General features: G+C 66.2%; 22 protein-coding genes. 8 read left to right on the top strand and 14 right to left on the bottom strand.

Annotated elements, in window-relative coordinates; all coding sequences use genetic code 11:
• Nucleotides 1–53 precede the first annotated feature (53 nt).
• The 11 genes from AC1DIN_RS10120 to dapA form a co-directional block, all read right to left on the bottom strand.
• Complete coding sequence (locus tag AC1DIN_RS10120) at nucleotides 54–1505, bottom strand: FAD-dependent oxidoreductase (RefSeq protein ID WP_476809654.1); 1452 nt, start codon at nucleotides 1503–1505, stop codon at nucleotides 54–56.
• Entirely contained in the window at nucleotides 1495–2667 is a 1173-nt protein-coding gene (locus AC1DIN_RS10115) for an alpha-hydroxy acid oxidase (protein ID WP_476809653.1), read from the bottom strand. Before AC1DIN_RS10115 ends, AC1DIN_RS10120 begins: the two co-directional genes overlap by 11 nt.
• 4 nt (nucleotides 2668–2671) lie before the next feature.
• Nucleotides 2672–4303: a thiamine pyrophosphate-requiring protein gene (locus tag AC1DIN_RS10110; RefSeq protein WP_476809749.1), complete on the bottom strand. Its 1632-nt coding sequence runs from the start codon at nucleotides 4301–4303 to the stop codon at nucleotides 2672–2674.
• A 16-nt stretch (nucleotides 4304–4319) separates the two neighbouring features.
• The gene (locus AC1DIN_RS10105; protein ID WP_476809652.1) at nucleotides 4320–5483 is read right to left on the bottom strand and encodes an alpha-hydroxy acid oxidase; all 1164 of its coding nucleotides are present in this window, start codon (nucleotides 5481–5483) and stop codon (nucleotides 4320–4322) included.
• A 10-nt stretch (nucleotides 5484–5493) separates the two neighbouring features.
• Nucleotides 5494–6462 (bottom strand): ornithine cyclodeaminase family protein, encoded by a 969-nt coding sequence (locus AC1DIN_RS10100; protein ID WP_476809651.1) that lies wholly within the window; start codon nucleotides 6460–6462, stop codon nucleotides 5494–5496.
• The gene (locus tag AC1DIN_RS10095) at nucleotides 6459–7736 is read right to left on the bottom strand and encodes an NAD(P)/FAD-dependent oxidoreductase (protein ID WP_476809650.1); all 1278 of its coding nucleotides are present in this window, start codon (nucleotides 7734–7736) and stop codon (nucleotides 6459–6461) included. The genes AC1DIN_RS10100 and AC1DIN_RS10095 overlap by 4 nt, the downstream gene beginning before the upstream one ends.
• Nucleotides 7737–7744: 8 nt before the next feature.
• Nucleotides 7745–8506 carry an amino acid ABC transporter ATP-binding protein gene (locus tag AC1DIN_RS10090; RefSeq protein WP_441469211.1) on the bottom strand — a complete coding sequence of 254 codons (762 nt, stop codon included), beginning with the start codon at nucleotides 8504–8506 and terminating at the stop codon, nucleotides 7745–7747.
• A gap of 10 nt (nucleotides 8507–8516) precedes the next feature.
• Nucleotides 8517–9182, bottom strand: coding sequence for an amino acid ABC transporter permease (locus AC1DIN_RS10085; RefSeq protein ID WP_441469212.1), 666 nt, complete (start codon nucleotides 9180–9182; stop codon nucleotides 8517–8519).
• Between the two features lie 89 nt (nucleotides 9183–9271).
• Nucleotides 9272–10120, bottom strand: coding sequence for a transporter substrate-binding domain-containing protein (locus AC1DIN_RS10080; protein WP_441469213.1), 849 nt, complete (start codon nucleotides 10118–10120; stop codon nucleotides 9272–9274).
• A 126-nt stretch (nucleotides 10121–10246) separates the two neighbouring features.
• On the bottom strand, nucleotides 10247–11674 hold the full coding sequence (locus tag AC1DIN_RS10075) for an FAD-binding oxidoreductase (protein WP_476809649.1): 1428 nt from the start codon (nucleotides 11672–11674) through the stop codon (nucleotides 10247–10249).
• A 14-nt stretch (nucleotides 11675–11688) separates the two neighbouring features.
• A complete protein-coding gene (gene dapA / locus AC1DIN_RS10070) occupies nucleotides 11689–12588 on the bottom strand; it encodes a 4-hydroxy-tetrahydrodipicolinate synthase (RefSeq protein WP_441469215.1) in 900 nt (299 codons plus the stop codon).
• A gap of 245 nt (nucleotides 12589–12833) precedes the next feature.
• Between dapA and AC1DIN_RS10065 the strand changes: the two genes are divergently transcribed.
• On the top strand, nucleotides 12834–13475 hold the full coding sequence (locus tag AC1DIN_RS10065) for a helix-turn-helix domain-containing protein (RefSeq protein ID WP_476809648.1): 642 nt from the start codon (nucleotides 12834–12836) through the stop codon (nucleotides 13473–13475).
• Between the two features lie 162 nt (nucleotides 13476–13637).
• Here the strand turns inward: AC1DIN_RS10065 and AC1DIN_RS10060 are convergent, their stop codons facing one another.
• Complete coding sequence (locus AC1DIN_RS10060) at nucleotides 13638–13934, bottom strand: type II toxin-antitoxin system YhaV family toxin (RefSeq protein WP_476809647.1); 297 nt, start codon at nucleotides 13932–13934, stop codon at nucleotides 13638–13640.
• 113 nt (nucleotides 13935–14047) lie between these two features.
• Between AC1DIN_RS10060 and hemC the strand changes: the two genes are divergently transcribed.
• Nucleotides 14048–15184 (top strand): hydroxymethylbilane synthase, encoded by a 1137-nt coding sequence (gene hemC, locus AC1DIN_RS10055; RefSeq protein ID WP_441469219.1) that lies wholly within the window; start codon nucleotides 14048–14050, stop codon nucleotides 15182–15184.
• 14 nt (nucleotides 15185–15198) lie between these two features.
• Here hemC and AC1DIN_RS10050 read toward each other — a convergent pair whose 3' ends face one another.
• Nucleotides 15199–16503, bottom strand: coding sequence for an aspartate aminotransferase family protein (locus AC1DIN_RS10050; protein WP_476809646.1), 1305 nt, complete (start codon nucleotides 16501–16503; stop codon nucleotides 15199–15201).
• Between the two features lie 145 nt (nucleotides 16504–16648).
• Between AC1DIN_RS10050 and AC1DIN_RS10045 the strand changes: the two genes are divergently transcribed.
• On the top strand, nucleotides 16649–17458 hold the full coding sequence (locus AC1DIN_RS10045; RefSeq protein ID WP_441469221.1) for a GntR family transcriptional regulator: 810 nt from the start codon (nucleotides 16649–16651) through the stop codon (nucleotides 17456–17458).
• 26 nt (nucleotides 17459–17484) lie between these two features.
• Here AC1DIN_RS10045 and AC1DIN_RS10040 read toward each other — a convergent pair whose 3' ends face one another.
• The gene (locus tag AC1DIN_RS10040) at nucleotides 17485–19035 is read right to left on the bottom strand and encodes an aldehyde dehydrogenase (RefSeq protein ID WP_476809645.1); all 1551 of its coding nucleotides are present in this window, start codon (nucleotides 19033–19035) and stop codon (nucleotides 17485–17487) included.
• Nucleotides 19036–19209: 174 nt separating this feature from the next.
• On the opposite strand from AC1DIN_RS10040, the gene AC1DIN_RS10035 reads away from it, so the two are divergent.
• The 5 genes from AC1DIN_RS10035 (at nucleotide 19210) to AC1DIN_RS10015 (ending at nucleotide 24667) form a co-directional block, all read left to right on the top strand.
• The gene (locus AC1DIN_RS10035; protein ID WP_441469223.1) at nucleotides 19210–20247 is read left to right on the top strand and encodes an ABC transporter substrate-binding protein; all 1038 of its coding nucleotides are present in this window, start codon (nucleotides 19210–19212) and stop codon (nucleotides 20245–20247) included.
• Nucleotides 20248–20273: 26 nt separating this feature from the next.
• Entirely contained in the window at nucleotides 20274–21452 is a 1179-nt protein-coding gene (locus tag AC1DIN_RS10030; protein WP_476809644.1) for an ABC transporter permease, read from the top strand.
• Nucleotides 21453–21454: 2 nt separating this feature from the next.
• Nucleotides 21455–22300, top strand: coding sequence for an ABC transporter permease (locus AC1DIN_RS10025; RefSeq protein ID WP_476809643.1), 846 nt, complete (start codon nucleotides 21455–21457; stop codon nucleotides 22298–22300).
• 8 nt (nucleotides 22301–22308) lie between these two features.
• Complete coding sequence (locus AC1DIN_RS10020; protein ID WP_476765424.1) at nucleotides 22309–23397, top strand: ABC transporter ATP-binding protein; 1089 nt, start codon at nucleotides 22309–22311, stop codon at nucleotides 23395–23397.
• A gap of 88 nt (nucleotides 23398–23485) precedes the next feature.
• On the top strand, nucleotides 23486–24667 hold the full coding sequence (locus tag AC1DIN_RS10015) for an FAD-dependent oxidoreductase (protein WP_476809642.1): 1182 nt from the start codon (nucleotides 23486–23488) through the stop codon (nucleotides 24665–24667).
• The last annotated feature ends 7 nt before the right edge of the window (nucleotides 24668–24674 follow it).

The raw sequence follows: 24674 nt of genomic DNA, 5'->3' as shown, positions 1-24674 counted from the left end.
AAGGCCATACTCCAATTCTTGCGCCAATGCCCGGCTTGTTGTTGACGGGGACATCAGGAAATTCGGGAGAAAGCGGCAGCTTCCCGCCCGGCAATGCGTCCGCTGAAACAGCTCGGGCCGACCATCATGCCTTCGAGCGGCTTGATGCCGCCTATATGGCCACCGGCCATTCCCGCCACTTCGCCCGCAGCATAGAGGCCGGGAAGAGCTTCGCGGGACTTCAGCAAGGCGCGGCATTGCCGGTCGGTCTGCACGCCACCCATCGCCTTGCGCCCGATCGGCACGAAGCGGACGGCGTAGAAGGGAGGTTTGGCCACCGGTGGAAGGCCGGCCAGCGGACGATGTGTCGCCGGGTCACGCGCCAGCCCGGCGGCGAGCCAAGCATTCCACTGCGCGACCGTTCGCCCGGCACCGTTCGCATCGATGCCCGAGCGGCGGAACAGTTCGTCGAGTGTATCGGCCTGCCAGGCCCAGGTCGAATGAGCAAGATGGCGTCTCGCAGCCTCGTTGCCGGTTTCCGAGCCGGGCGGGACATGATGGTCGTCGACGGTGATCGCCGGCAGCATGGCTGCGTCGAAGATCGCCCATGCGGTCGCGCCGGGCTGGGAGAGCAGGCGCGGCACGGCGAGGTTACCGCTGGTCGACTGGCTTTCGTCGTGGAAGCGCTCGCCCTCCCGATTGAGCCAGAGCCAGCCGGTATTGCCCCTGAAGACGACGCCGCGCTCGCCGGCCGGGTCACGGTAATCGGGGACACCGGTCGCGTAGCAGTAGAGTTCGTCGAGATGGTTGAAGCGAACGCCATGGCGCTGCAGGATGGTGATCGCCTCGCCCTGGGCGCCGGGGCCGCCGCCCGCCAGGACCTGCGGCACGCTGTCGAGCCGGCGCGCATGGCGGCGGATCATCGCCAGGCTGCCGGCGAAGCCGCCGATGGCGATGACGACCGCCGGAGCGCGTAGCTGCTGCTCGCGGCCCTCTCCGTCGCGGCAGATCACGCCGTTCACCTTGCTGTCCTCGACGACGAGCTCGGTCAGCCGCCAGCGGAAACGCCAGGCCCGATGCAAGCCGCGCTCCTGCATGCGCTCCCACAATACTCCCATGAGCCCGGCTCCCCCGTTCAGCGGGCGATGGAAGCGTGGAACGCTGTCGCCTTCGAAATGCCTGATGTCGGGAAAGCTCACGCCGAGCCCGGAGAGCCAGTCGATCAGGTCTGTGGAACCACGCTCGAAATAGAAGCGAGCCCAATCGCGGTCGAAATCATGGCCGTTGGCTTCCAGGTCTGCGAAGGCGAGATCGGCGGAGTCGACGATGCCGCGCGTGGCCTGAAGGGACGTCCCCGGCACGCACATGCCGCCGCCTGCCAGCCGGGCGGTGCCGCCGAAGCCGGGAGCTGCATCGATCCCGATGACGCTGGCACCGGCCGCCGCCGCTTCGAGGAAGGCGCTGGCACCGGCCACGCCCGCGCCGACGACGATGACGTCGGCATCCTTGTCCCTCTCAAGCGCCATGGGAGCCCTCCATGCGGTTGGGTGCGATCAGGTCCCGGGTGAGTTCGCCGATGGTGCGACTTCCGGTCAGTGCCATCGTGCAATCCAGCTCGGCTTGCAACAGGCCGAGCACATGACTTGCTCCAGCCTCGCCCGCGGCGGCGATGCCGTAGAGCGGAGCGCTGCCGGTGAGCACGGCGTGGGCGCCCAGCGCGAGCGCCTTCGCGATGTCGCTGCCGCGGCGGATGCCGCCGTCGAGGAGGACGGAGCCCTTGTTACCCGCGACGGCGACGATGCGGGGCAGAGCATCGAGCGTGCAGGCGGCGCTGTCGAGATTGCGTCCGCCATGGTTCGAGACGACGACGCCATCACAGCCGAGCGCGAAAGCGCGTTCGGCCTCCTCCTCGCGCATGATGCCCTTCAGTAGGAGCTGATGCGGCCAGCGCTGGCGCAGCCGGGCGATGTCGTCCCAGGTGACGGAGGGGCAGAGCGAGGTGCGCCGGGCGATCTCCTCGTCCACGAGCCCGGGGCCCGGCTGAGGCCTGTTGACGACGCGCGGCAGGCCGCCGGTTGCGAGATAGCGCAGGGCGACGCCGGTGAGCCAGCGGGGATGCAGCAGCATCTCGGCGCAGGCCGTCAGCGAGGGGCCATAGGGCGGTATCAACCGATCGCGCTGGAGATATTCGCGCTGGCCGAGCACCGGCGTATCGACCGTCACGACGAGGACACGAAAGTCGAGATCGCGCGCCCGGTCGACAATCTTGTCGGTGAGCGAACGGTCCTTCCAGAAATAGAGTTGTTGCCAGACGGTCGCACCGGTCGCCGCGATATCGTCCATGGCGACGGTCGAATAGGTCGAGAGCGTGAAGGGCAGGTTGGCGCGTGCCGCGGCCTTCGCCAGTTCCAGCTCACCGCGGTACCACAGCAGGCCCGCAGGCCCGGCCGGCGCGACCGCGAGCGGCATGGCATGGCGCTCGCCGAAGAGGACAGCTTCGGTCGAGCGTTCGGCCACGTCGACGAGGGTGCGCGGCAGGAAGGTCAGTGCGCGGAACGCGGCGCGGTTGCGGTCCCGCGCGAAGTCGTCCTCTGTCGCCCGGTCGATGAAGTTGAACAGGCCCTTCGGAAGGCGCCGCTTTGCGAGGCGGCGCACATCCTCGACATTGAAGCAGCGCGCGAGCGCCATCGCCTCAGGCTTTCGACATCGCCGTTTCCTGTGCCGTGATGAATTCGAGCAGGACCGGCTGGCCTTCCTTCGTCCTGGCGATGCCTCTATCGATCGCACTGCGGATCTCGGAAGGGTCGGTGATGCGCTCGGCATACGCGCCGAAGGCGCGCGCCATCTCGCAGTAATTGCCGGTGATGCGGTTGGCCGCATAGAGGCGGATCGCGTTCGGGATGCTGTTCAGCTCTGTAGCCATGCCGCCGTTGTTGAACAGGATCGAGAGGATCGGGATGCGTTCGCGGGCCGCTGTCTCGATATCCATGCCGGTAAAGCCGATCGCCGCGTCGCCCCAGACATTGATGCAGAGCTTGTCCGGGCATGCGAGCTTGGCGCCCATGGCGATGCCGAGGCCGTAGCCGAGCTGGGTGGTCTTGCCCCAGCCGATGAAGCTCAGCGGATCGCGCGCGACCCAGAACGGCGTGAGCTGGTCGCGCGGCCGCCCGGCGTCGTTGGTGATGATCGTCGGCTCGTCTTTCGTTGCCGCCATCAGCTCCCAGACGACGCGATAGGGATTGATCGGCGTCTCCGTCGAAGTCAGCTTCGGCAGCCAATCCGCGAACCAAGCTTCGCGCGCGACGCGGATGCGATTGGCGACGGCCTCTCCCTTGTCCGACTGCACGCCGCGCCGTTCCAGTTCGGCAAGTAGCGCTTGCAAGGCCAGCTTCGCATCACCGACGAGGCCGATCTCGGCGGGCACATCCTTGTTGAGATGCGCATGATCGAGCGTCATATGGATGATACGCTTGCCCTTCGGCACCGGCACCGCGAACAGCGTCTCGGTAAAGCTGCAACCGATGCCGAGGATAACGTCTGCCTCGTCGAGGAAGGCCTTGACCGGCATCGGATAGGTCAGCCCGCCGGAGCCGAGCGAGAGCGGATGATCCTCGGGGAACGCGCTCTTGCCGGGTAGAGTGGTGACGACTGGACAGGCGAGGCGCTCGGCCAATGCGCGCAACTCGTCCCAGGCCTGGGCGTAATGCACGCCCTGGCCGGCATGGATGACGAGATTGCAGGCGGAGCCGATCAACTCGGCGGCGCGGACGATGTCGTCGGGATCGGGCGCCGTGCGATGGCCGCGGACCGGGACGTAATCCTCCGGCTGCGCCAGTTCTGCGGTCCAGAGATCGTTCGGCACTTCTACGAGCACCGGGCCGCCGCGGCCATTGCGAAGCTGGCTCAGTGCGCGGCGCATCACATTGACGACCTCGCCGGGCAGGTTGAGCTGCTCGGCGGACTTGGTGATGTCGCGCATGCTCTGGACGGCATTGAAGTTGGGCTTGATGCCCGCGACGCGCTGCGGATAGCCCTGCGGGATCACGAGCACCGGCACGGAATCGGCATAGGCCTGCGCGACAGAGCCGTAGGAGTTCTCGATGCCCGGCCCGTGCTGCATGGCGAAGACGCCGAACTTGCGGCCCGAAGACAGCCGCGAATAGGCATCGGCCATATGCAGGCCCGTGCGTTCCTGGCGCACGACGATCGGCCGGATGCCGGCGAGAGCGGCCTCGTCGATCAGCTTGTTCGTGGGGTAGCAGAACAGCAGTTCCACCCCTTCCTTCTTGAGGATGGCGGTCATGGCCTGGGCGACGTTCATGATGCGGGCACTCCGGTTCTCAGGCCTGATCGGCCGCTAGACGCAAATCGGCGAGGGCTGGCGCCCCCAGCATTCCCATGGTGATCCTGAGTTCGTTGGTGAGGATGTCGAGGATGCGGCCCGCTCCCTCCGCTCCCCCGATCGCCACGCCGTAGAGCGGTGCGCGTCCGACGAGGACGCCGCCTGCGCCCAGCGCGAGGAATCGGGCGATGTCGGCGCCGCGGCGCACGCCGCTATCGGCCAGGATCTCGAGCCGGCCGGCGACGGCATCGGCGATCGCCGGCAACACCTGTGTCGGGCCGGGGGCGCAGTCGAGATTGCGAGCGCCATGGTTGGACACGACGATGGCATCGACGCCGTGCGCCAGGGCCGCCAGCGCGTCCTCCACCCGCAGAATTCCCTTGAGCACGAGCTTGCCGCGCCAATGCCGGCGCAACAGCTCCACATCCTCCCAGGTCACGTCGGTCGCCAGGGCTAGCTCGTCGGAAAGCGAGGCGCGGCCGAGCTTGGTGCGGAACTCGTCGGGGTAATGCGCATAGGTCGGCACTCCGCCCGCCGCCAGAGCCCGCAGCATGACCGAGCCCGCCCAGCGCGGATGCAGCACGACGTCGAGCCCGGCTTTCCACGAGGCCTTGAGAGGAATGCCGAAGCCGTTGCGGAGGTTGTATTCGCGATTGGGGCCAACGGCGGTATCGACGGTCAGGACGAGGGTCTCGGCGCCCGCCGCCCAGGCCCGGTCGAGCAATGCAAGCATGCGCTGTCGGTTCTTCCAGACATAGAGCTGGAACCAGAGCCGGGCCCCGGACTCCGCCGCGATGCGCTCGACCGCGGTGATCGATTGGGTCGACACGCAGAACGGGATGCCCGCGGCCGCCGCGGCCTTGGCGATCGCGATCTCGCCATCGTGCCAGACGAGGCCGGCGACGGCGGTGGGCGCGATCACCAGGGGAAGCGGTTGGCGGTGGCCGAGGATCTCGGCCTCGGTCGAACGTTGCGAGACGTCGACCAACACAGCGGGCGAAAGCCGGATCGCATCGAGCAGGCTGCGATTGCTCGCGATCGAGACCTCGTCCTCGCTGCCGCGATCGACATATTCGAAGAGGCCGCGCGGCAGCCGCCGTGAAGCGGCGCGTCGCGCGTCGGCGACGTTGAGGATATGGGCGAAGGCGGGCTTTGCGGTCATCGCGTCAGGATCACCGTGGCAATTTTGCGCCGACACCGCGCTCTCGTGCGCGGCCGACGACGAGATGCGCGAGCGCGAGATCGGCGAGGGCAAAGCCGCGGAAGCAGAAGAAGGAACGGGCGGCCGGCGCGGTCGGATGGGCGGCGCTCGCCAGCTCGACGAGATCGTGGCCGAAGCGGACCGTCGTCACCGGGTTGCCGTCGATATCGTAGGGCGCCTTCGACTGTTCGAGGCTATCGGTCGCGAGGACATCGAAGGCCGGCAGGCTTTCTGGAATCCAGCTTCGGCCGATATCGACGGCGGCGGCGAAGGCATTTGGCTTCATCAGCCTGGCGTCGAGGAATGGCTTCAGCCCCGATGCGCCCGGAACCATCGAAATGATGATATCGCTGCGCGCCAATAGGGTATCGACATCCGCAACGACCTCCGCCGCGAGCCCTTGCCCGGAGGCGGCTTGCGCGAGCTGCTCCGCCGAGGAGCGGCTGCGGCTCAGCATGAGCGCCGTGGTCAGGCCGGGATAGAGATCGAGGAAGGCGGTGAGATGGGCATGGGCCTGCAGGCCGCAGCCGACGAAACCGATGATCCTGGGCGCGGGCGGCGCCATCCGCGCGGCGGCGGCGGCCGAGAGCGCGGCGGTGCGGATCAGCGTGATCTCGTCGCCGTCTAGCACGGCCAGCGGCGCCCCGCTCGCGTAGTCGCTGACGCAGATCAGGGCGTTGATGCCGGGCACCGGACTATCCGGGGCAACCGGTGCCATCGAGACCCATTTCAGGGTGGCGATCCCGTCCGGCTGCGAGGCGGCCGTCATCGCCTGGAAGCCATGGCCGGGGCCGAGCCCCAGCGCGCTCTTGGGCAGGCTGCGGTTGAGGCCGGCGGCATGGTCGCGGAAGGCGCGGAGCACGGCCTCGCGCGCCGCGCCGGGAGCAATGGCCAGGGCCTTCACGTCATTGCGCGAGAGATAGAGCAGGTGCTCGCTCATCGGGCGAATCTCCGGGCGGAATAGGGGGTGGGATCGAAGGGCGGCTCGCGACCGTCGATCAGCGCAGCGACGAGCTTGCCTGTCGCCGGAGCCTGGGTGAGCCCGGTATGGGCATGGCCGAAAGCATGCAGGATATCGTGCGAGCGGGACGCGAAGCCGATGCAGGGCAGGCCGTCCGGCGTCGAGGGGCGATTGCCCATCCAACGATCGACTTCGGCCGTATCGAAGCGCTTCGCCTGTTCGGGAAACATCTTGCGGGCATAGCCCAGCAGGATTTCGGCGCGGCGCCAGTCGGGCGGTGCGGAGGGATCGGCAAGTTCGACCTGTCCGGCGAGCCGCAGCCCCTGCGGCGTCGAGACCACGCCCATCTGGCCGTCCGAGGGCATCAGCCCGGCGCCCAGCTCCACATCCGGCTCGGGGATGACGACATGGTAGCCCCGCTCGGAGATCAGCGGCACGCGGTCGCCGGCGAGCCGAGCCAGGGCGGCCGAGCCGATGCCGGCCGCAATGACGGCGCGCTGGCAGGCGACGGGCCCCCGATCGGTGGCGACGCCGCTCAGCCTGCCGACCTCGAAAGCGAAGCTGGTGGCAGTGGCGGTGAAGCGCTGTGCGCCGCGCGCCTCGAGCAGCCGGGTAAGCGCGGCGCAATAAGCGCCGGGGTCGATGATCTGGCCGGCATCGTCGAGGCGAGCACCGAAACGATAGGCCGGCGACAGCTCCGGCTGAAGGCGACGCAGGTCGGCTTCCTCTATCTCGCTGAAGCGCACGCCCAATTCTTGGCGCATTGTCCAGATCCGGCTCTCCGCAGCGAAGGCGGCCCGATCCGGATAGACATAGACCAGCCCTTGCTGCCGGATCAGGTGGCCGACGCCGGCCTCGGCGGCATAGAACTGGTGATCCGCCACCGTGTCCTTGCAGAGCGGGTAGCGCTGGCGTGCGCTCGTCGTGATCCGATCCCAGTCCCGGCCGGCGGCGATGAAGCGGGCGAGCCAGCCGGCATGCCGCGGCAGGTCCCGCCACCGCACCGTGAACGGTCCGGTCCGGTCGAGCAGGAAGCCGGGCACCTTGCGCCAAAGTCCGGGCAGGGAAATCGGCGCGATCGCGCCGGGGTTGATCCAGGTTGCGTTGCCGTAGGAGGCCGCCTGCCGGCCGCCGGGCTCGCCCGGTTCGATGAGGAGGACATGATGGCCGCCGCGCTGGATCTCCAGCGCCGCGCACAGGCCCACGATTCCGGCGCCGATTACGGCGACGGTCAGGGGCGCATCCTTCGACATGGATCGCCTCAGCCGCGATTGTGGAAATGGCTGAGGAAGCTCTTGGTCGCTTCCTGCTGAGGCTGGCCGATCACCTCGCGCGCCGGCCCCTCCTCGACGATCACCCCGTCGCGCATGAATACGACGCGATCGGCGACCTCGCGGGCGAAGCCGATCTCGTGAGTAACGATGATCATCGTCATGCCCTCAGCTGCGAGATCGCGCATGACGCCGAGGACTTCGCCGACGAGCTCGGGATCCAGAGCGGAGGTCGCCTCGTCGAAGAGCATCACCGCAGGCTCCATGGCGAGCGCGCGTGCGATGGCGACGCGCTGCTTCTGGCCGCCGGAAAGCTTGCTGGGAAAGACGTCGACCTTGTCGCTCAGGCCCACTTTGGCGAGCAACTTGCGGGCGAGCTCCTCGGCTTGCGGCTTCCGCATCGCCTTCACGGAGATCGGGCCTTCCATGACGTTCTGGATCACCGTCATGTGCGGGAACAGATTGAAATGCTGGAAGACCATGCCAGCGTTCGAGCGGAAGCGCGCCTGCTCGCGAGTGCCCGGCAGCTTCGAGCCGTCGCCGAAGGCGAAGCTGTCGTCGCCGATGCGGATGCGGCCGCCCTCGGGCATGACGAGCAGGTTGAGACAGCGCAGCAGCGTCGACTTGCCGGAGCCGGAAGGGCCGATCAGCGCGACGACCTGCGCTTCCTCTACCCTGAGGTTGATGTCGCGCAGCACCGTGAGCGAGCCGAAGCTCTTGCGCAGGCCGGAGACCTCGATCTTGTAGCTCATCGCTGCGCCCTCAATTGCTATGGGCAAGCCGCTTCTCGGCTTGCTTGACGATCGCGGTCAGCGGCAGCAGCACGATCACATAGATCGCAGCGACCACCGTGTAGACTTCGAGCGCGCGGTAGGTGTCCATCGCCGCCACCTGGCCCTGATAGAGCAGGTCCGGGACAGCGAGGACCGAGACGAGCGAGGTGTTCTTGAACTGGATGATCGACTGGTTCATGAGCGGCGGGATCATCCGCTTGATCGCCTGCGGCAGCACGATGCGGCGCATCACGCGCGCCGGGGTCATGCCCAAAGCCAGCCCCGCCTCGCTTTGTCCGGGATCGATCGAGACGATCCCGCCGCGAATGACCTCCGCGTAGAAGGAACCGCCATACAGCGTCAGCGTCACGATCGCGGCGGTGATCGCGTCCAGCTTGATCCCGGTCAGGATCGGCAGCGCGTAGTAGAACCACAGCAACAGCACGAGCAGCGGTGTCAGCCGGAACATCTCGATATAGGCCCAGGACAGCCAGCGTAGCGCCGGGGAACGCGAGAGCTGCGCGATGCCGGCGACCAAGCCCACGATCAGGCCGAGGATCACGACCGCGATCGTGATCCCGATCGTTACGCCGGTTCCGGTGAGGAAGATCCAGCGGTAGCTCCAGACGATGTCGAAATTCCAAGTGTAGGACATGCCAACCCTGCCCGCGCCCCGCGCGGCCTGAAGCCGTTCACAAGAATGGATGGGCTTCCCGCGGGCGGGCGCGGGAAGCCGAGGAGGCCTTAGAGAGTGATCCCCGCGGGGATGTCCTCGGGCTTGACGCCGACCTGATCCAAGCTCTCGACGACAGCGCTGCGGACGAGGCCGAGGCCGCGGGCATAGCCGACCCAAGTGTTGACGAAGAAGAGCCAGGTCTTGTCCACCTCGCGGCGGACGGCCGCATTCGATGTCGATCCGAAGAACGGTTGCGGCACGACAACCTTGCCGAGGCTGGGATCCGCTTTCACGGCACGCACGCCGCCCATCCAGAAGATGCACTGCGCATCGACGCGGCCGCTGCGCAGCGCAAGCATCGCTTCATTGATGGTCTTGAAGCGCGTGATCTGGGCCTTGGGGCACAGGAGCGTAGCGATCTGGTCATGCGCCGAGCCGACGTCGACCGAAATCTTGACCTCCGGCTTGTTCAGGTCGGCCCAGCTCTTCGGATCGAAGCCCGGCTTGGCGATGACGACCAGTGCGCTGTCATAGACGCCGTTCGAGAAATCGACCGCCATGGCTCGTTTCGGCGTCGGGTTGAGGCCGAACATGATGTCGATCTTGTCTGCCTGCAGGTCGAGCACCGCGTTGCCCCAGGTCGTCTCGACAAGCTCGAGCTCGACGTCCATGTCCTTGGCGAGCGCCGAGCCGATCGCGTAGAAATGACCGCTCCATTTGCCGGAGGCCGGGTCCTTGATGAACCAGGGGGCACTCGAGGTCACGGCGCCGAGCCTCATCTTCTTGCTGGCGATGATGCGGTCGAAGGTGTTCTGACCTGCGGCCTGCGCCCTTGCTCCGTTGGAAGCCAGCGTCAATGCGCCGGCTGCAACTGCGCCGGCGCCGATGAGGCCTGCCAGATCCCTGCGTGTCGTCATTTTCACTCTCCCGGCGTTGTGAGGCGAACCTCGTTATGTCTGGTGAGGCAGGCTCCCGCTTCCCCTGCGGGCTTTCCGTGATCTTCCGCCCCTCACCGGAGGCGGCAGCGGATTTTTCCGTCGTTTTCAAACCGCTTTCGGCGCTAGCAGAACACCCGGATTCATCAGGTTTTGCGGGTCGAACAGCGTCTTGATCTTATTCATCAACTCGTAGCGGAGCGGATCGGCGAGACGCTCGAGCTCCTCCGTCAGCTTGCGGCCGACGCCGTGTTCGGCGCTGAAGGTGCCGCCGAAGCGCGCCGCGGCGTCATGGATGTCGCGCTCGACTTCGAGTGCGAACGCGTCCTGGTCCGGCAGCGACGCCCAGAAATCGCGCTGGAACATCAGGATGTAGTGCACATTGCCATCGCCGAGATGGCAGACGACCTGCGTGACCGCCTGTGGGTAGCGCTCCGCTGCGACCGTGTCGGCCGCGGCGATGAAGGGGGCGACATCGGAGGAGCGCACGGCGACGTCATGGACGATGCCGATGCCTTCCTTCTTGTTGGCTTCGGAGACCGAATGGCGGACGTGCCAGAATTCGGCCGCCTGCTGCTCGGAGGTCGCGACGACCGCGTCCACGGACTCGCCATTTTCGAGCGAAGCGCCGACGACCTCTTCGAGGATGACCTGGAGGTTCGTGGTCGTATCCTCGCTGCCGAGCTCGATCAGCACGGACCAGGCCGGAATCTCCGCGAATGGAAAACGCACCCGCTCAACGTGCCGGCGCACCAGCTCGAACTGCGAGGCGGAGATGAGCTCAAACGCCTGGATATAGGAGCCGGCACGGTCCTGGAGGGAAGCCAGAAGCGCGACGGCCGCCGCCGGATCAGCGACGGAAACCCAGGCATGAGCGGTGCTCGGCGTCTGCGGATGCAGCCGCAGCGCCGCGCCGGTGATGATGCCGAGCGAACCTTCTGCTCCGATAAAAAGATGGCGCAGCATGTAGCCGGTATTGTCCTTGCGCAGCGCCGCGAGGTCCGCCAGCACGCGCCCGTCCGGCAGCACCACTTCCAACCCCGCGACGAGATCGCGCATCGGGCCGTAGCGGACGACGCCGGTGCCGCCGGCATTGGTCGAGATCAGCCCGCCAATCTGGGCGCTGCCCTCGCTGCCGAGATGCAGCGGGAACTGCCGCCCCGCTTCGGTAGCGGCGCTGTGCAGATCGCCGAGCACCACGCCCGCATCGACCGTGGCGATGCCGGTCGCCCGATCGATGGTTCGGATGCGGTTCAGGCGGCGCAGGGAGAGCACGATGCCGGGCTTGTCGCTGCGGTCGCTTTCCGGCACGGCGCCGAAGCACAGCCCGGTATTGCCGCCAACCGGGAAGACCGGCTGCCCCTCGGCTGCGCAGAGCGCGACCACGGCCGCGACCTCTTGCGTCGAAGCTGGCTGGACCACGGCGAGTGCGTGGCCGCGCCGACGCTGGCGCCAGTCCGTGAGCCACGGTTCCATCTCTGCCGGATCCGTGATCAGCCCCTTGTCGCCAACGATGCTGTGAAGCGTCTCGATCACGAGCCGGTCTCCGCTCAGGCGAGGCTGACGGCTTTGGCTCGCTCGGCGGCAACCTTGAGCTTTGCCAGCGTTTCCGGGCTCGGCCCGAGCAGCGGCAGGCGGACCCCGCCTACCGGCCTGCCGGCGAGCGCCATGTATTCCTTCAGGGGGCCCGGGTTCGTCTCGACATAGATGGCATCGACGACCGGGTCGATCTTGTCCTGGAGCTTGAGCGCTTCCTTCAGCTTGCCTTGACTGGCGAGCTCGAAGATCTCGATCCAGATCCGGGGATAGATCGTCGCGGAAGCGAGCACGCCGCCGCGCGCGCCGAGCGCGACATGGGTCGCAAAGAGCGGTTCCTCGCCAGAGAGGATCGCGATCTTGTCGCCCGCGAGCTTCACCGTGCGGATGAAGTCCGGCATGTCGTAGGAGGAGTACTTCATTCCGATGATCGAGCCGTCCTCGGCCATGGCCTGCACCGTCTCGGCGAAGGCGGAGACCGTGGTGCGGCGCGGGATCTGGTACAGCATGACCGGCAGGTCGAGCGCATCGCGATAGCGGGCGAACCACGCACGCATGCCCTCTTGCGTGCCGGGCGCGTAGTAGGGAGTCACGGTCATGACCGCCGAGGCGCCGACCTTTGCGAAGTCGCGGCCGGCCTCCAGCGCATCTTCGTAGCCGGTCGCAAGCACGCCGGGGATCACCGGCTTGCCGTCCGCCACGTCGACGCAGGCAGCGACGATGTCGCGGCGCTCGCCACGCGAGAAGACGGGATATTCGCCCGTGCCGCCGATCGGCACGATGCCGGCGGCGCCGGCGGCGAGCTGGAACCGAACCAGCGCCTGGAGACCCTTGATGTCGACCGCGCCATCGGCGTCGAGCGGTGTGACGATCGCGGTATACAGGCCGCCGAGAGTGTCGTGCGTAAGCGTCATTTGAAGCATCCCCGCAGTGATGCTGCCGGTTCCAGCGTGTCGGCCCCTCGCCAACCGCGCCCAGTTCCTTGCCGGCGCATCGTTGGGAATGGAGCCTCTTTCAGGGGCGTGGACGTGTCAACACAAAAATACAGAAATGTCGGATACGAAAATTATTGAACCATACGCAATGGTGTTCTCTTTCCCTCCGCGCAACCAGAGATTATGACAGGAGTATCCCCATCGGGGGGACGAGGAGAATCGGCATGCCGGAAATCTCGCTGGCGGAACGCGGGGATATCGAACCGCCTGAGGCCTGGCAGGTTGGCGACGAGCCGCGCGGCGGGGTCGATATCGGCGCTCGGCTGCTCAAGCTGCGTAAAGGTCGGGGCCTGACGCTGCAGGACGTCAGCGCGATGACGGGGGTTTCCGCCTCGGCCTTTTCGAAAATTGAACGCAACGAGCTTTCGCCGACGATCTCGACGATGCAGCGGATCGCGCATGGGCTCGACGTCGAATTGGTGACACTTTTGTCCAGCGGCCAGGACAACGGCACAATTAGCTTCGCCGGACGCCGCAGCATCAGCAGAGCCGGCAGCGGCAGCAAGCATACGACCGGCACTTGCAACAACGTCCTGCTCTGTGCCGATCTCAAGAACAAGCGCGCCACCCCTATACTGACGACGGTGACCGCGCGCTCTCCTGATGAATATGCAGCGTGGGCAAAATCCGAGGCGGAGATCTTCGTGATGGTCCTCGAAGGCACGCTCATCGTGCACAGCCGCCTCTACGAGCCGCTGGAGCTCAACAAGGGCGATTCCGTCTACTACGATGCCACTACCGAACACACCTGGACCTCAAAAGGGGTCTCCAACGCCGTGGTTTTGTGGGTACTCGTCGATCTTTAAAATCGTTCCGGCTCCGCCATCATCGAGCAAGTCGGCTCGCGATGGCCGCGAGCCCAGCGTAATGGCCGCGGCCGCGCGGCTCATTCGCGAGACGGCACGGCGTTGTTCCAGCGATTGGTGGCGGCGGTGGCAGATGCGGCCGTGCAGAGCGCATCCCAGTCGTCAGGCAGATTGCCATCGTCCAGCATGCTCTTGAAGACAGTAGGCATCGGTTTTTGAGCCGTAGGTCCGCAAGCCGTTCTCGTCATTCACTCGTGCGAAGATGAAGGCGGTGGCCGTTGGGCCGGCGGGCACCGTCTCGGTGACGAGCTTGACCAGAGCCGCATGTAGCTTGTCATCGGCCGATTTCTGATAGTTGTCGGGCCTGTTCGCCTTCTGTGCCTCGACTGCCGCGATCAACTTTTCCCACGGATCGAGCACGAGGGGATGCGCGAGGATGGTCCAGCCATTGATGGTCATGGTCGGAGCGAGACGTCACCCTCGATCACGGCATCGGGATCGACCAACATGCCCTTGGTCAGGGCCGTGGCGCATTCGAGCGTCGCCCCCGAAGATGGGCGCCACGTGGCGGCATGACGATCGCGTCACCGACAATGCGCGGGCTACCGACCAGTCTGTTCGACCAACTTGTCACCTCGAGGGGTGGAATTGCGAAAGCGCTTCCACCCCAACAAGCAGCGAATGTGACGCACTTTCACTCCGACAAGGCAACTGCTAGACGGGTGGCGATCGCGCGTGCACGGCGCAAACAGGTTACACACAATATGCTTCTTCGCGTTGGCACCCGCCGCAGCCCCCTCGCCATGACGCAAACCAACTTTGTAATTGGTTCAATTCAGGCTCTTCACCCTCATATCGAATTCGAGATCCGGCCCATTTCGACGGTCGCGGATCGTGACAGGATCTCCGAATTTCATCAGTTCGGCATGATCGGCGTCTTCACCACGGAGCATGAGGAGCAGTTGCTGCGCAAGGACGTCGATTTCGTCGTCCACTCCCTCAAGGATTTACCGACCGCTCTGAAGGACGGGCTCACGCTGGCATCGGTGCCCAAGCGCGAGGACCCTCGCGATGTCCTCTGTGGCTCGACCCTCGACGACTTGCGGCCGGGAGCAAGAGTTGGAACCGGATCGCTGCGTCGCCGCGCCCAGATCCTGAGCCTGCGGCCGGATGTGACCGTCGTTCCCATCCGCGGGAACATTGGCCCCCGGCTTGCCAAGATCGAAGGGGACGATGCGCTCGATGCCGTCATCCTGGCGCAGGCCGGCCTGGAACGCCTCGGCCTCGGCGGAAAGACGACCGAGCTTCTCGACCCTCACCTGTTCCCCTACGCCGTCGGCCAGGGCGCCCTTGGTATCGAGGCGCGCAGCGCGGATAGCGAGATCGTCGAGATCCTGCGCTCGATCGAATGCAAGACGACCCGGGCCGAGGTCGATGCCGAGCGTGAGATGATGCATGCGCTAGGCGCCGGCTGCAGCCTGCCCGTGGGCGCCTTCTGCAACTGGAAGGAAGAACGCCTGATCCTGCAAGCCCAGATTACCTCTCTCGATGGCGAGGAACGGGTGGTTGCCATCGAGGACGAACCTGGAGACCGGGCGCGAGAACTCGGCCTCGCTGCCGCCGAAACCCTGAAAGTCTGCGGCGGCGAGAAGATCCTGCACTCGAGCTACCGGGAATTCTGCAGCCACTTCAAGATGCTGCAATCCTGAAGAAGCCGCCTCGATCACCCGGCCTTCGCATGCGCCACGGCGTCCACCGCCGCGGCGATCGCCGCTTCGGTTGCCTCGATATCGGCTAGGCTGTGCGCGGCGGAGAGGTAGCAGAGACCACGCGGCAAGGTCAGCACCCCTTCCCTGAGGAGAGCGCCGGTGAACGAGAGCGTTTTCTCCTTGTCGACCTGCGCCGTGTCACGCAACGTCTCGATTGCCGCCTCGGCGGCGAAAATCTGCAAGGCAGCTCCTGCCTGCCGAGCGCGGACCGGAACACCCCTCAAGGCGGCCCGATCATTCAGGAAGCGGCACAGCCGGCCGGCAAACGCGTCCATCCGAGGATAGATCTCGCTGCGCCCATCACGCAGCTCCTCAAGACAGGCAATGGCCGCCGCCACGGAGAGCGGATTGCCGTTGAAGGTGCCTCGATGCATCAGGCGCCCGCTGGAGAGAACATCCATCGCTGCACGGCTACCTGAGACCGCGCTGATGGGCAGGCCGGCGCCCAGCGCCTTGCCGAGGACGCTGAGATCGGGCGTCACGCCATAGCGCTCCTGCGCGCCACCGAGACCGAGACGAAAGCCGGTAATCACCTCGTCGAAGATGAGCAGCGCGCCGCAGCGCTTCGTCGCGGCCCGCAGCCGCTCCAGGAAGCCGGCAGGCGGCTCGAAGCAGCCGCCGTTGATCGCGGCCGGCTCGACGATCACCGCCGCGTAGCTGGCGTCGAGCAAGGCCTCGAGCCCGCCCGCATCGCCCCAATCGGCCAGCGTCACCGTTCCGGCCGCCTGGGGATCCTGTCCCAGCGCCGATGGACCATCCTGCCCAATGGCGCTGCCGATGTGGAGGCTGTCGAACCAGCCGTGATAATTCGCGCGGAACTTGATGACCTTAACCCGGCCGGTCGCGGCGCGTGCTACTCGCAATGCGAGCTGGATCGCCTCGGTTCCGGTGCTGACGAAGCTCGTCTGCTCGGCCGAGGGAACGCAAGCGGCGATCAACTCTGCCAGTCGTGCCTCGCCGCGATGGACGCTCGCGGTGCGCAAGCCGCTGGTCAGCTCATTTTGAACGGCTGCGAGGACGGAAGCGGGCGTATGCCCCAGGATCAGCGGGCCATAGCCGAGGGCGTAGTCGATGAAGCGATTGCCGTCGACGTCGACGACATGGGCGCCCTCGCCGCGCTCGATCGCGATCGCCACGGGATGCTGGGTTGCGCGCGGCGTGGACGAGACGCCGAATGCGAGATGCGACAGCGCCTTCTCGCGATGCGCGTAGGAGCCAGCAAAACGCTGGCGGTCTGCGGCCTCAAGGCTATCTCTCATCACCCGTCTCTCATCGGTACCGGAGTCGTTTGATAGGTATCAATGATATAAATATAATACAATATATTATCGCGAGCCGGGGCCTGATTGGTATTCCAGACCATACATGCTAGCGATTCCGCGGATGAACCGGGAAGGGCAACTCATGGCAAGACCGCAGACGGGTACGGCGGAGCGGCCCGCGTCGGAGCGAGACGTCATCCCGCTCTATCACCGCGTCTACGTCATGCTGCTTCAGAAGATCATGGACGGCTCATATCCGGCCGGCGCCCCGATCCCGAGCGAGGACGACCTCGCCGAGACCTTCAGCGTGTCGCGGGTGACGATCCGCAAGGCGATGGAAAGACTGGAGCGCGAAGGGCGCGTCCTGCGCCAGCGCGGGCGCGGCACCTTTCCGCTGACGCCCGCCAACGAGACGGGCGAGCCGGCGAGCCAGCTGCTCAACAACCAGATCTCGCTGGCCCGTAAGACGAAGATCGCCTTGCTCTCCTATGAGTTCGTCCGGCCCTCGCCCTTGCTCGCCCAGACCTTCGGCATCGTCGAAGGCACCGAGTTGCTGCGGATCGAGCGCGTGCGCGGCGACGAGCGCTCGCCGATCTCGCATACCCTCTGCTATCTTCCTGCAGATCTCGCCCCGCTGGTGCCGCGCACGGCGATCTCCTCGCTGCCGGTCTCCGCCACGCTCGCAGCGGCCGGCGTCAAGCTCGCTCGTTTCGAGGAGAAGATCACGGCCGTGCTCGCCGATTCCGACGTGTCGCCGCATCTCGAGATCGCGATCGGCACGCCCCTGGTGGCGATGACCCGCCAGGTCCGCGACGAGGACGGGCGCCTGATCGAGTTGCTGCAGGCGCTCTACCGGCCCGACCGCTACGAATACCGCGTCCAGTACTCGATCGATGGCCAGAATCTAGGCACGCCGTGGAAGGCGATGATCACCGACAGCGGCGCCGCCTGAGGCGCAGCCATCGGTTTTCGACCGTCTCAACGGCGGATGAACGGGTTCGGGATGTCCGTCGCCGTCGAGATCCAGACGCTCTTGGTCTCCATATATTCCCGGATGCCGGCGATGCCGCCCTCGCGGCCGACGCCGCTCATCTTGAAACCGCCGAACGGCGAGGTCGTGCTGGTCGAGCGGTAGTTGTTGACCCAAACGGTTCCGGCGCGGACGCGGTTCGCCATGGTGAGCGCCCGGCGCATCGACTGCGTCCAGATGCCGGCGGCGAGGCCGAACTGCGTGTCATTGGCGATGCGGACCGCATCGTCCTCGTCGGTGAAACGGATCACCGAAAGAACAGGCCCGAAAACCTCTTCCTGCGCGATACGCATCTCGTTCTTCACATCGACGAAGATGGTCGGCTTGTAGAACAGCCCTTTCGGATAGCCTGGGACCGAAGCCGGCTCGCCGCCCGCGACGAGGCGGGCGCCCTCGGACTTGGCGATCTCGACATAGGACTTGATCTTCTCGAGCTGGGGCCTGGTCGAGATCGGTGCGACCTGTGTAGCCGGATCGGAAGGGTGGCCGAATTTCACATCGGCGATGAAGGCTTTCAGCCGCTCGACGAAGGCATCATGGATCGTGTCCTGCACCAGCAGGCGCGAGCCGGCGACGCAAGTCTGGCCCGATGCCGCGAAGATGCCGGCGACGGCGCCCTTCACAGCCTGGTCGAGATCGGCGTCGTCGAAGATGATATTCGGCGACTTGCCGCCAAGCTCCAGCGTCACCCGCTTCATGTGGCGGGCGGCCTTCTCGTTGATCATGCGCCCGGCCTCCGGCCCGCCGGTGAAAGCGATGCGCTCGACGAGGCGGTGGCTGATCAGCGCGTCGCCGACCTCCGCGCCATAGCCGGTGATGACGTTGACGACGCCCTTCGGGAAACCGGCCGCTTCGACCAGCTTGGCAAATTCGAGCAGCGAGGCCGAGGTGAATTCGGACGGCTTCAGCACCACGGTGCAGCCCGCGGCGAGCGCCGGGGCGAGCTTCAGGCTCGTCAGCGGCAGCGGCGAATTCCATGGCATGATGCAGGCGACGACGCCGATCGGCTCCGGCTTGGTGTAGTTGAACACGCCGGGCTTGTCAGTCGGGATCACCGTGCCCTCGATCTTATCGGCCAGCCCGCCATAGTAGTAATAATAGTTGGCCATGTAGCGCATCTGCATCGACAGCTCGGCCAGCAGCTTGCCGTTGTCGCGCATCTCCACGCGCGCCAGCCACTCGGCATTCTCGGTAATGAGGTCGCCGAGCTTGCGCATCAGCGCGCCGCGACCCGAGGCCGAGAGCGCCGGCCAGGCCCCTTCCGAGAAGGCGCGATGCGCGGCCTGCACCGCGGATTCGACATCAGCTCCATTGCCGCGCGGCACCCAGGCCCAATCCTCGCCCGTCACAGGATCGGAGGTCTCCAGCCAGGTTCCACCCACCGGATCGACGAAGGTGCCGTCGATATAATGCTGGTAGCGATAGCGCTGGTCCGCATCCTGCTTGGTCGGGCGGATCGCGGGCGAGATCGGATCGAGCGAAAGCATGGCGGCTGTCATCGGAGGTCCCTGGAGATCACGGCGGCGGGGTGCCGTTGACAGATATGTATCATCATCATATCAAAAATACCAATACGCTTATCACAGGGGGAAGGGCCCTTCTTTGCGGCAGCGCAAACTGTCAACGAGATCGGGAGCGACCCGTTGGGTATCCGCAAAAACGAGGGGACCAGTATGAACACCGCAAAGTATGCCCGCTTGGGATTTTTCGCGCTCGCCCTGATGACAGCAGCAGCTCCGGTCGCGGCACGCGACCTGATGGTCGTCGGCTTCGGCGGCGGCTTCCAGGACAATGCCCGCAAGCATCTTTTCCAGGGTTATGCCGCCGAGAAGGGCGTGAAGGTCGCCGACGACGTCTATAACGGCGAGATGGCCAAGATCTATTCGATGGTGAAGTCGAACGACATCACCTACGACGTGATCATGGTCGAAGCTCCGGAGCTCGCTCGCGGCTGCGAGGATGGCGTGTTCGAGAAGCTCGACTGGAGCGTCATCGACCAGAAGAAGTTCATCCCCGGCGGCACCACCGCCTGCGGCGCCGGCGCCGTCGGCTGGGGCGTCAGCCTGTTCTACGACCAGGCCCGCACCCCGACCGGCCCGGCGAACTATGCCGAGCTCTGGGACGTGCAGAAGTTCCCGGGGAAGCGTTCGCTGCGCTCGGGCGCGAAGATGACGCTCGAGGTCGCGCTGCTCGCCGACGGCGTGCCGCCCGCCGAGGTCTACAAGGTCCTGGCGACGCCGGAGGGGCAGAAGCGAGCTTTCGCCAAGCTCGACCAGCTCAAGCCCCATGTCGTCTGGTGGAAGTCGGGCACGCAGCCACTGCAACTCGTCGGCTCCGGCGAGGCCGCCTATGCGGTCGGCTATGTCGGCCGCACGATCCGCGCCAATGAAGGCGGCGCCAAGTACCCCGTGCAGTGGAACACACTCCTGTTCTCGTTCGACTACTGGGCCGTGGTTCGCAACTCGCCGAACAAGGCCGACGGCATGAAGCTCATCAACTACATGACCGACGAGAAGCCGCTGACGAGCTTGGCGCAGGACTGGGCCGTCTCGCCGGCCAACGCCTCCGTCGCCAACAATCCCGAGATCATCAAGAAGAACCCAGGCATGGTCGCCAACCACGCCAAGGAGGGCCTCTTCATCAACACAGATTTCTGGGTTGAACACGGCGAGGATCTCGAAGCCCGCTTCAACGCCTGGTTGGCGAAGTAAGCCTCCCACCGGCGCGAGGGCTCGGCATGTCACGACGGAACCTGTTGGCGGCGGCGCTGATCGCGCCCCTCCTGCTCCTGGTCACGCTGAGCTTCCTCGTGCCGCTCGGCGCGACGCTCTACCGGGCGGTCGAGGATTCAGAATTCTCGACCGCCCTGCCCCGCACCGCCGCCCTGCTCAAAGCCTGGGACGGCAAGGAGTTGCCGCCGGAAGAAGCCTTCCGTTCGCTGATCGAGGAGTTGCGCCTGGCGCAACAGGATCAGGCGGCCGGGTCCGTGCTCTCCCGGCTCAATTTCGAGGAAACCGGCTTGCGCAGCCTGCTGCTACAGGCCAGCCGGGCCTCGGCCCGCCTAGCCGACCCGTTCAAGGATTCGCTGGTGGCGCTCAACCCGCGCTGGGGCGACCCCGCCCTCTGGCGCCTGTTCAAGCGCGCGACCGGCCCCTGGACCTCGCTCTATCTGCTGCGCTCGCTCGACCTGCGCCCCACTGACCAGGGCGTCATCCGCGCCCCCTCCGAGGACGCTGTCTTCCTGCCGCTGTTCTGGCGCACCTTCGAGATCAGCCTTGTGGTGACGCTGATCTGTGCGCTGCTAGCCTACCCCGTCGCCTATACGCTCTCCATCGTGCCCCAGGGCTGGGCCAATGCCGGGATGATGCTCGTCCTCATCCCGTTCTGGACCTCGATCCTGGTCCGGACCACCGCCTGGTTCATCATCCTGCAGCGGGAAGGGCCGATCAACGCGCTGCTCATGGCCTTCGACATCGTCAACCAGCCGTTGGCGATGATCTTCACCCGCTTCGCGGTGTATCTTGCCATGGTGCATGTGCTGCTGCCCTTCGCCATCCTGCCGCTCTACGGCGTGATGAAGGGCATCAAGCCCGACTATATGCGCGCCGCCGCCTCGCTCGGCGCGCCGGGCTGGCGCCGCTTCCTGCGCATCTACCTGCCGCTCACCATGCCGGGCGTCGCCGCCGGCTCGCTGATGGTCTTCATGCTCTCGGTCGGCTTCTACATCACGCCTGCCCTGGTCGGCGGCTCCGGCGACCAGATGGTCAGCTACTTCATCGCCTTCTTCACCAACACCTCGGTGAATTGGGGCATGGCGGCCGCGCTGGCGACGCTGCTGATGACGATGACCGGCCTATTCGTCGTCGTCGCCCGCCTCGTCCTGCCCGGCTTCCGCTCCGGCGGCGTGAGGGTCTGACGATGGCAGGAGCACCCGCCCCCGCCCTGCGCAAGAAAGCCTCCGCCGGACGCCTCGCACTCGCTTTCGTTACGAGCCTGATCCTGCTCTTCCTCGTGGCGCCGATCGTTGTGGTCTTCCCACTCTCGCTCTCCTCGGGCGAATTGCTGGTGCTGCCAACGCCGGGCTATTCGCTGCGCTGGTACGCCGATTTCTTCAGCTCCAGTCGCTGGCTCGACGCGACCTGGAACAGCTTCGTCGTCGGGATCGCTACCATGGTGCTGGCGACGCTGCTCGGCACGCTCGCCGCCTTCGGCCTCTTCCTCGGGCGCTTCCCCGGCAAGGCGATCCTGCTCGCCATCCTGTCGCTGCCGATGGTCACGCCCGTCATTGTCACCGCCATCGCCATGTATTTCGCGCTCTCGCTGGTCGGCCTCGGCTCGACGCTCACCGGCCTCATCCTCGCGCATACGGTGCTGTCGGTGCCCTTCGTGCTGCTGACCGTGCTCGCCTCGCTGCAGACCTTCGACCAGAACCTGCTGCGGGCCGCCGCCAGCCTCGGCGCCAATCCGGTGGTGAGTTTCCGACGGGTCGTCCTGCCGCTGATCGCGCCGGGCGTGGCGACCGGAGCGCTCTTCGCTTTCGCCACCTCCTTCGACGAGCTCATCGTCGCGCTCTTCATCGCCAGCCCCGGCCAGTTCACCCTGCCGCGCCAGATGTATGCGGGCCTGCGCGAATTCCTGAGCCCGACCATCGCGGCTGCAGCCGTGCTGCTCATCCTGTTCTCGGTGCTGCTGCTGGCCCTGAACGAATTCATCCGGAAGCGCGCCCAGGCCCGCGGGGCCTCTCCCTCCGGACCTACCCCATGAGTGCGAGCATGTGCGACCCGATCATCGTCTTCGACAAGGTCACCAAGAGCTATGACGGCGCGACGCAAGTCGTGAAGTCGCTCGACTTCGCGGTCGAGCGCGGCGAGTTCGTCACGCTGCTGGGGCCTTCCGGCTCGGGCAAGACCACGACGCTGATGATGCTGGCCGGCTTCGAGGACCCTTCCGGCGGCACTATCACCTTCGACAAACGCCCGCTCAACAACGTGCCGGCCCATCGGCGCGGCATCGGCGTGGTCTTCCAGAACTACGCCTTGTTCCCGCATATGAGCGTGGCCGCCAACCTCTCATTCCCGATGGAAATGCAGAACGTCGGCCGAGCCGAGCGCGAGGAGCGCGTGCGCGGCGCGCTCGACATGGTCAAGCTCGGCCATCTCGCCGACCGGCGGCCGACCCAGCTCTCAGGCGGCCAACAGCAGCGCGTCGCTCTGGCCCGAGCTCTGGTCTTCCGCCCTAAGCTCGTCCTGATGGACGAGCCGCTCGGCGCCCTCGACAAGCAGTTGCGCGAGCATATGCAGATCGAGATCAAGCATATCCACGAGCAGCTCGGCGTCACCGTCGTCTACGTCACGCACGACCAGGGCGAGGCGCTGACCATGTCGAACCGCGTTGCCGTGTTCCACCACGGGCGCATCCAGCAGCTCGCCCCGCCGGCGGAGATTTACGAGAAACCCGCCAATGCCTTCGTCGCCTCCTTCATCGGCGAGAACAACAAGCTCGACGGCACCATCGCCGCGCGCGACGGGGGCTCCTGTCTGCTGCGCCTCTCCGATGGCAGCCAGGTCCGCGCCGTCGCCGGCGCCGATCTCCCGGTCGGCGCATCGGCCGTTCTGGCGCTGCGGCCTGAGAAGGTGCTGATCGGCCCGGCTGCCGCGGACGAGAACCGCTTCGAGGCCGAAATCGAAGAGCTGATCTATTTCGGCGACCACACCCGCCTGCGGCTGAAGCTCGGCGGCTCGGATAGCTTCACCGCCCGCGTCACCTTCCGCGACGGCTTGCCCGCGCTGCAGCGGGGCGAGCGCATTGCGGTTAGCTGGGCTGCGGCCAACTGCCTCGCACTCGGTCCCGAAGAGACTTGAGCACGTCGACGTTTTGGCCTTGCCGAAACATATTAAGTAGCATACTTAATACAATTACGTGGCGCCGAACGCCGCTGCGGAGGACTCCATGACTGCCAGCCTGAAAACGCAAGTGATCGTCGCCGGCGCCGGCCCCGTCGGGCTCGTCGCTGCGTTGATCCTGGCGCGCGCCGGAATCGACGTCGTCGTGCTGGAAAAGCGCGCGGGGCTCAACACGGCCTCGAAGGCCTCGACCTTCCACCCGGCGACGCTGGAAATCCTCGACGATCTCGGCGTGCTGGAGCCGATGATGGGTCAGGGCGAAATCGTCCGGCGCATCCAATACCGCACGCCGGAAGGCCCCTTCGCCGAGTTCGTCCTCGCCGATCTGGCGGACCGCACCCGCTTCCCCTTCCGCCTGCATCTCGAACAGGCCCGGCTGACCCCGCTGCTGCTGGCGCGGATCGACGCCCGCGACAACGCGCAGGTACTGTTCGATACCGGCTTCGACACCCTGACACAGGATGAGAACGGCATCACGGTTACTGCCGACCGGGGCGGCGAGAAGCTCACCATTGCGGCCGATTACCTGATCGGGACGGACGGGGCCCGCAGCGCCGTGCGCGACGCGCTCGGCCTCGCCTTCGACGGCATGGTCTATCCCCACAAGATCCTGCGGGTCATGACGCCGGACGATCTCGACAAGGTACTGCCGGGCATCGCCGCCATCACCTATCTCCACAACGGCCCGAAGTCGCTGAGCTTCCTCAAGATGCCGGATTGCTGGCGCATCATCATCCGCGTACCGGAAGAGGTAACGGACGAGACTGCGCTCCAGGACGGCTGGTTCGCCGAGCGGTTGCGCGAGGTGCTGCCGAGCTGGACCACGCCGCCCGCCGTGGGCGGCCGCGACGTCTACGGGGCGAGCCGGCGCGTGGCATCGCAATACCAGGTCGGGCGCGCTTTCCTGGCCGGTGACAGCGCGCACGTCACCAACACCCGCGGTGGCATGAACATGAATTGCGGCATCCATGATGCCCAGGCCTTGACCCATGCTATGATCCGCGCCCTGCGCGACAACCGGCCCGCACTGGTCGCCGCCGCCGCAGATGAGCGCAAGCGCGTCGCCGAGGAGATGCTGATCCCGCGCACCGACCGCAACGTCGCGGGCGGGGAGGGCTGGCTGCAGAAGGTCCGCGAACTCGCCAGCTCGCGCAGCAGCGCAGCCGATTATCTCGCCACGGCCGCCATGCTCGACATGCTCGAGCGCCCCGCCAGCGCCGCCGCCTGAGGAGGCC

Source organism: Allobosea sp. 05T438 (genome assembly GCF_056396025.1).
The sequence above is the reverse complement of the archived record's forward strand: the minus strand, read 5'-3'. Positions and strand labels throughout refer to the sequence as shown.

Bases quoted from the DNA above. Each gene is read 5' to 3' on its own strand.
- hemC (WP_441469219.1), top strand. From the start codon at position 14,048: ATGACGATCGCGTCACCGACAATGCGCGGGCTACCGACCAGTCTGTTC.
- AC1DIN_RS10120 (WP_476809654.1), bottom strand. From the start codon at position 1,505: ATGGCGCTTGAGAGGGACAAGGATGCCGACGTCATCGTCGTCGGCGCG.
- AC1DIN_RS10050 (WP_476809646.1), bottom strand. From the start codon at position 16,503: ATGAGAGATAGCCTTGAGGCCGCAGACCGCCAGCGTTTTGCTGGCTCC.
- AC1DIN_RS10045 (WP_441469221.1), top strand. From the start codon at position 16,649: ATGGCAAGACCGCAGACGGGTACGGCGGAGCGGCCCGCGTCGGAGCGA.
- AC1DIN_RS10020 (WP_476765424.1), top strand. From the start codon at position 22,309: ATGTGCGACCCGATCATCGTCTTCGACAAGGTCACCAAGAGCTATGAC.
- AC1DIN_RS10085 (WP_441469212.1), bottom strand. From the start codon at position 9,182: ATGTCCTACACTTGGAATTTCGACATCGTCTGGAGCTACCGCTGGATC.
- AC1DIN_RS10090 (WP_441469211.1), bottom strand. From the start codon at position 8,506: ATGAGCTACAAGATCGAGGTCTCCGGCCTGCGCAAGAGCTTCGGCTCG.
- AC1DIN_RS10060 (WP_476809647.1), bottom strand. From the start codon at position 13,934: ATGACCATCAATGGCTGGACCATCCTCGCGCATCCCCTCGTGCTCGAT.
- AC1DIN_RS10105 (WP_476809652.1), bottom strand. From the start codon at position 5,483: ATGACCGCAAAGCCCGCCTTCGCCCATATCCTCAACGTCGCCGACGCG.
- AC1DIN_RS10115 (WP_476809653.1), bottom strand. From the start codon at position 2,667: ATGGCGCTCGCGCGCTGCTTCAATGTCGAGGATGTGCGCCGCCTCGCA.
- AC1DIN_RS10100 (WP_476809651.1), bottom strand. From the start codon at position 6,462: ATGAGCGAGCACCTGCTCTATCTCTCGCGCAATGACGTGAAGGCCCTG.
- AC1DIN_RS10030 (WP_476809644.1), top strand. From the start codon at position 20,274: ATGTCACGACGGAACCTGTTGGCGGCGGCGCTGATCGCGCCCCTCCTG.
- AC1DIN_RS10040 (WP_476809645.1), bottom strand. From the start codon at position 19,035: ATGACAGCCGCCATGCTTTCGCTCGATCCGATCTCGCCCGCGATCCGC.
- AC1DIN_RS10035 (WP_441469223.1), top strand. From the start codon at position 19,210: ATGAACACCGCAAAGTATGCCCGCTTGGGATTTTTCGCGCTCGCCCTG.
- dapA (WP_441469215.1), bottom strand. From the start codon at position 12,588: ATGACGCTTACGCACGACACTCTCGGCGGCCTGTATACCGCGATCGTC.
- AC1DIN_RS10025 (WP_476809643.1), top strand. From the start codon at position 21,455: ATGGCAGGAGCACCCGCCCCCGCCCTGCGCAAGAAAGCCTCCGCCGGA.
- AC1DIN_RS10015 (WP_476809642.1), top strand. From the start codon at position 23,486: ATGACTGCCAGCCTGAAAACGCAAGTGATCGTCGCCGGCGCCGGCCCC.
- AC1DIN_RS10080 (WP_441469213.1), bottom strand. From the start codon at position 10,120: ATGACGACACGCAGGGATCTGGCAGGCCTCATCGGCGCCGGCGCAGTT.
- AC1DIN_RS10095 (WP_476809650.1), bottom strand. From the start codon at position 7,736: ATGTCGAAGGATGCGCCCCTGACCGTCGCCGTAATCGGCGCCGGAATC.
- AC1DIN_RS10065 (WP_476809648.1), top strand. From the start codon at position 12,834: ATGCCGGAAATCTCGCTGGCGGAACGCGGGGATATCGAACCGCCTGAG.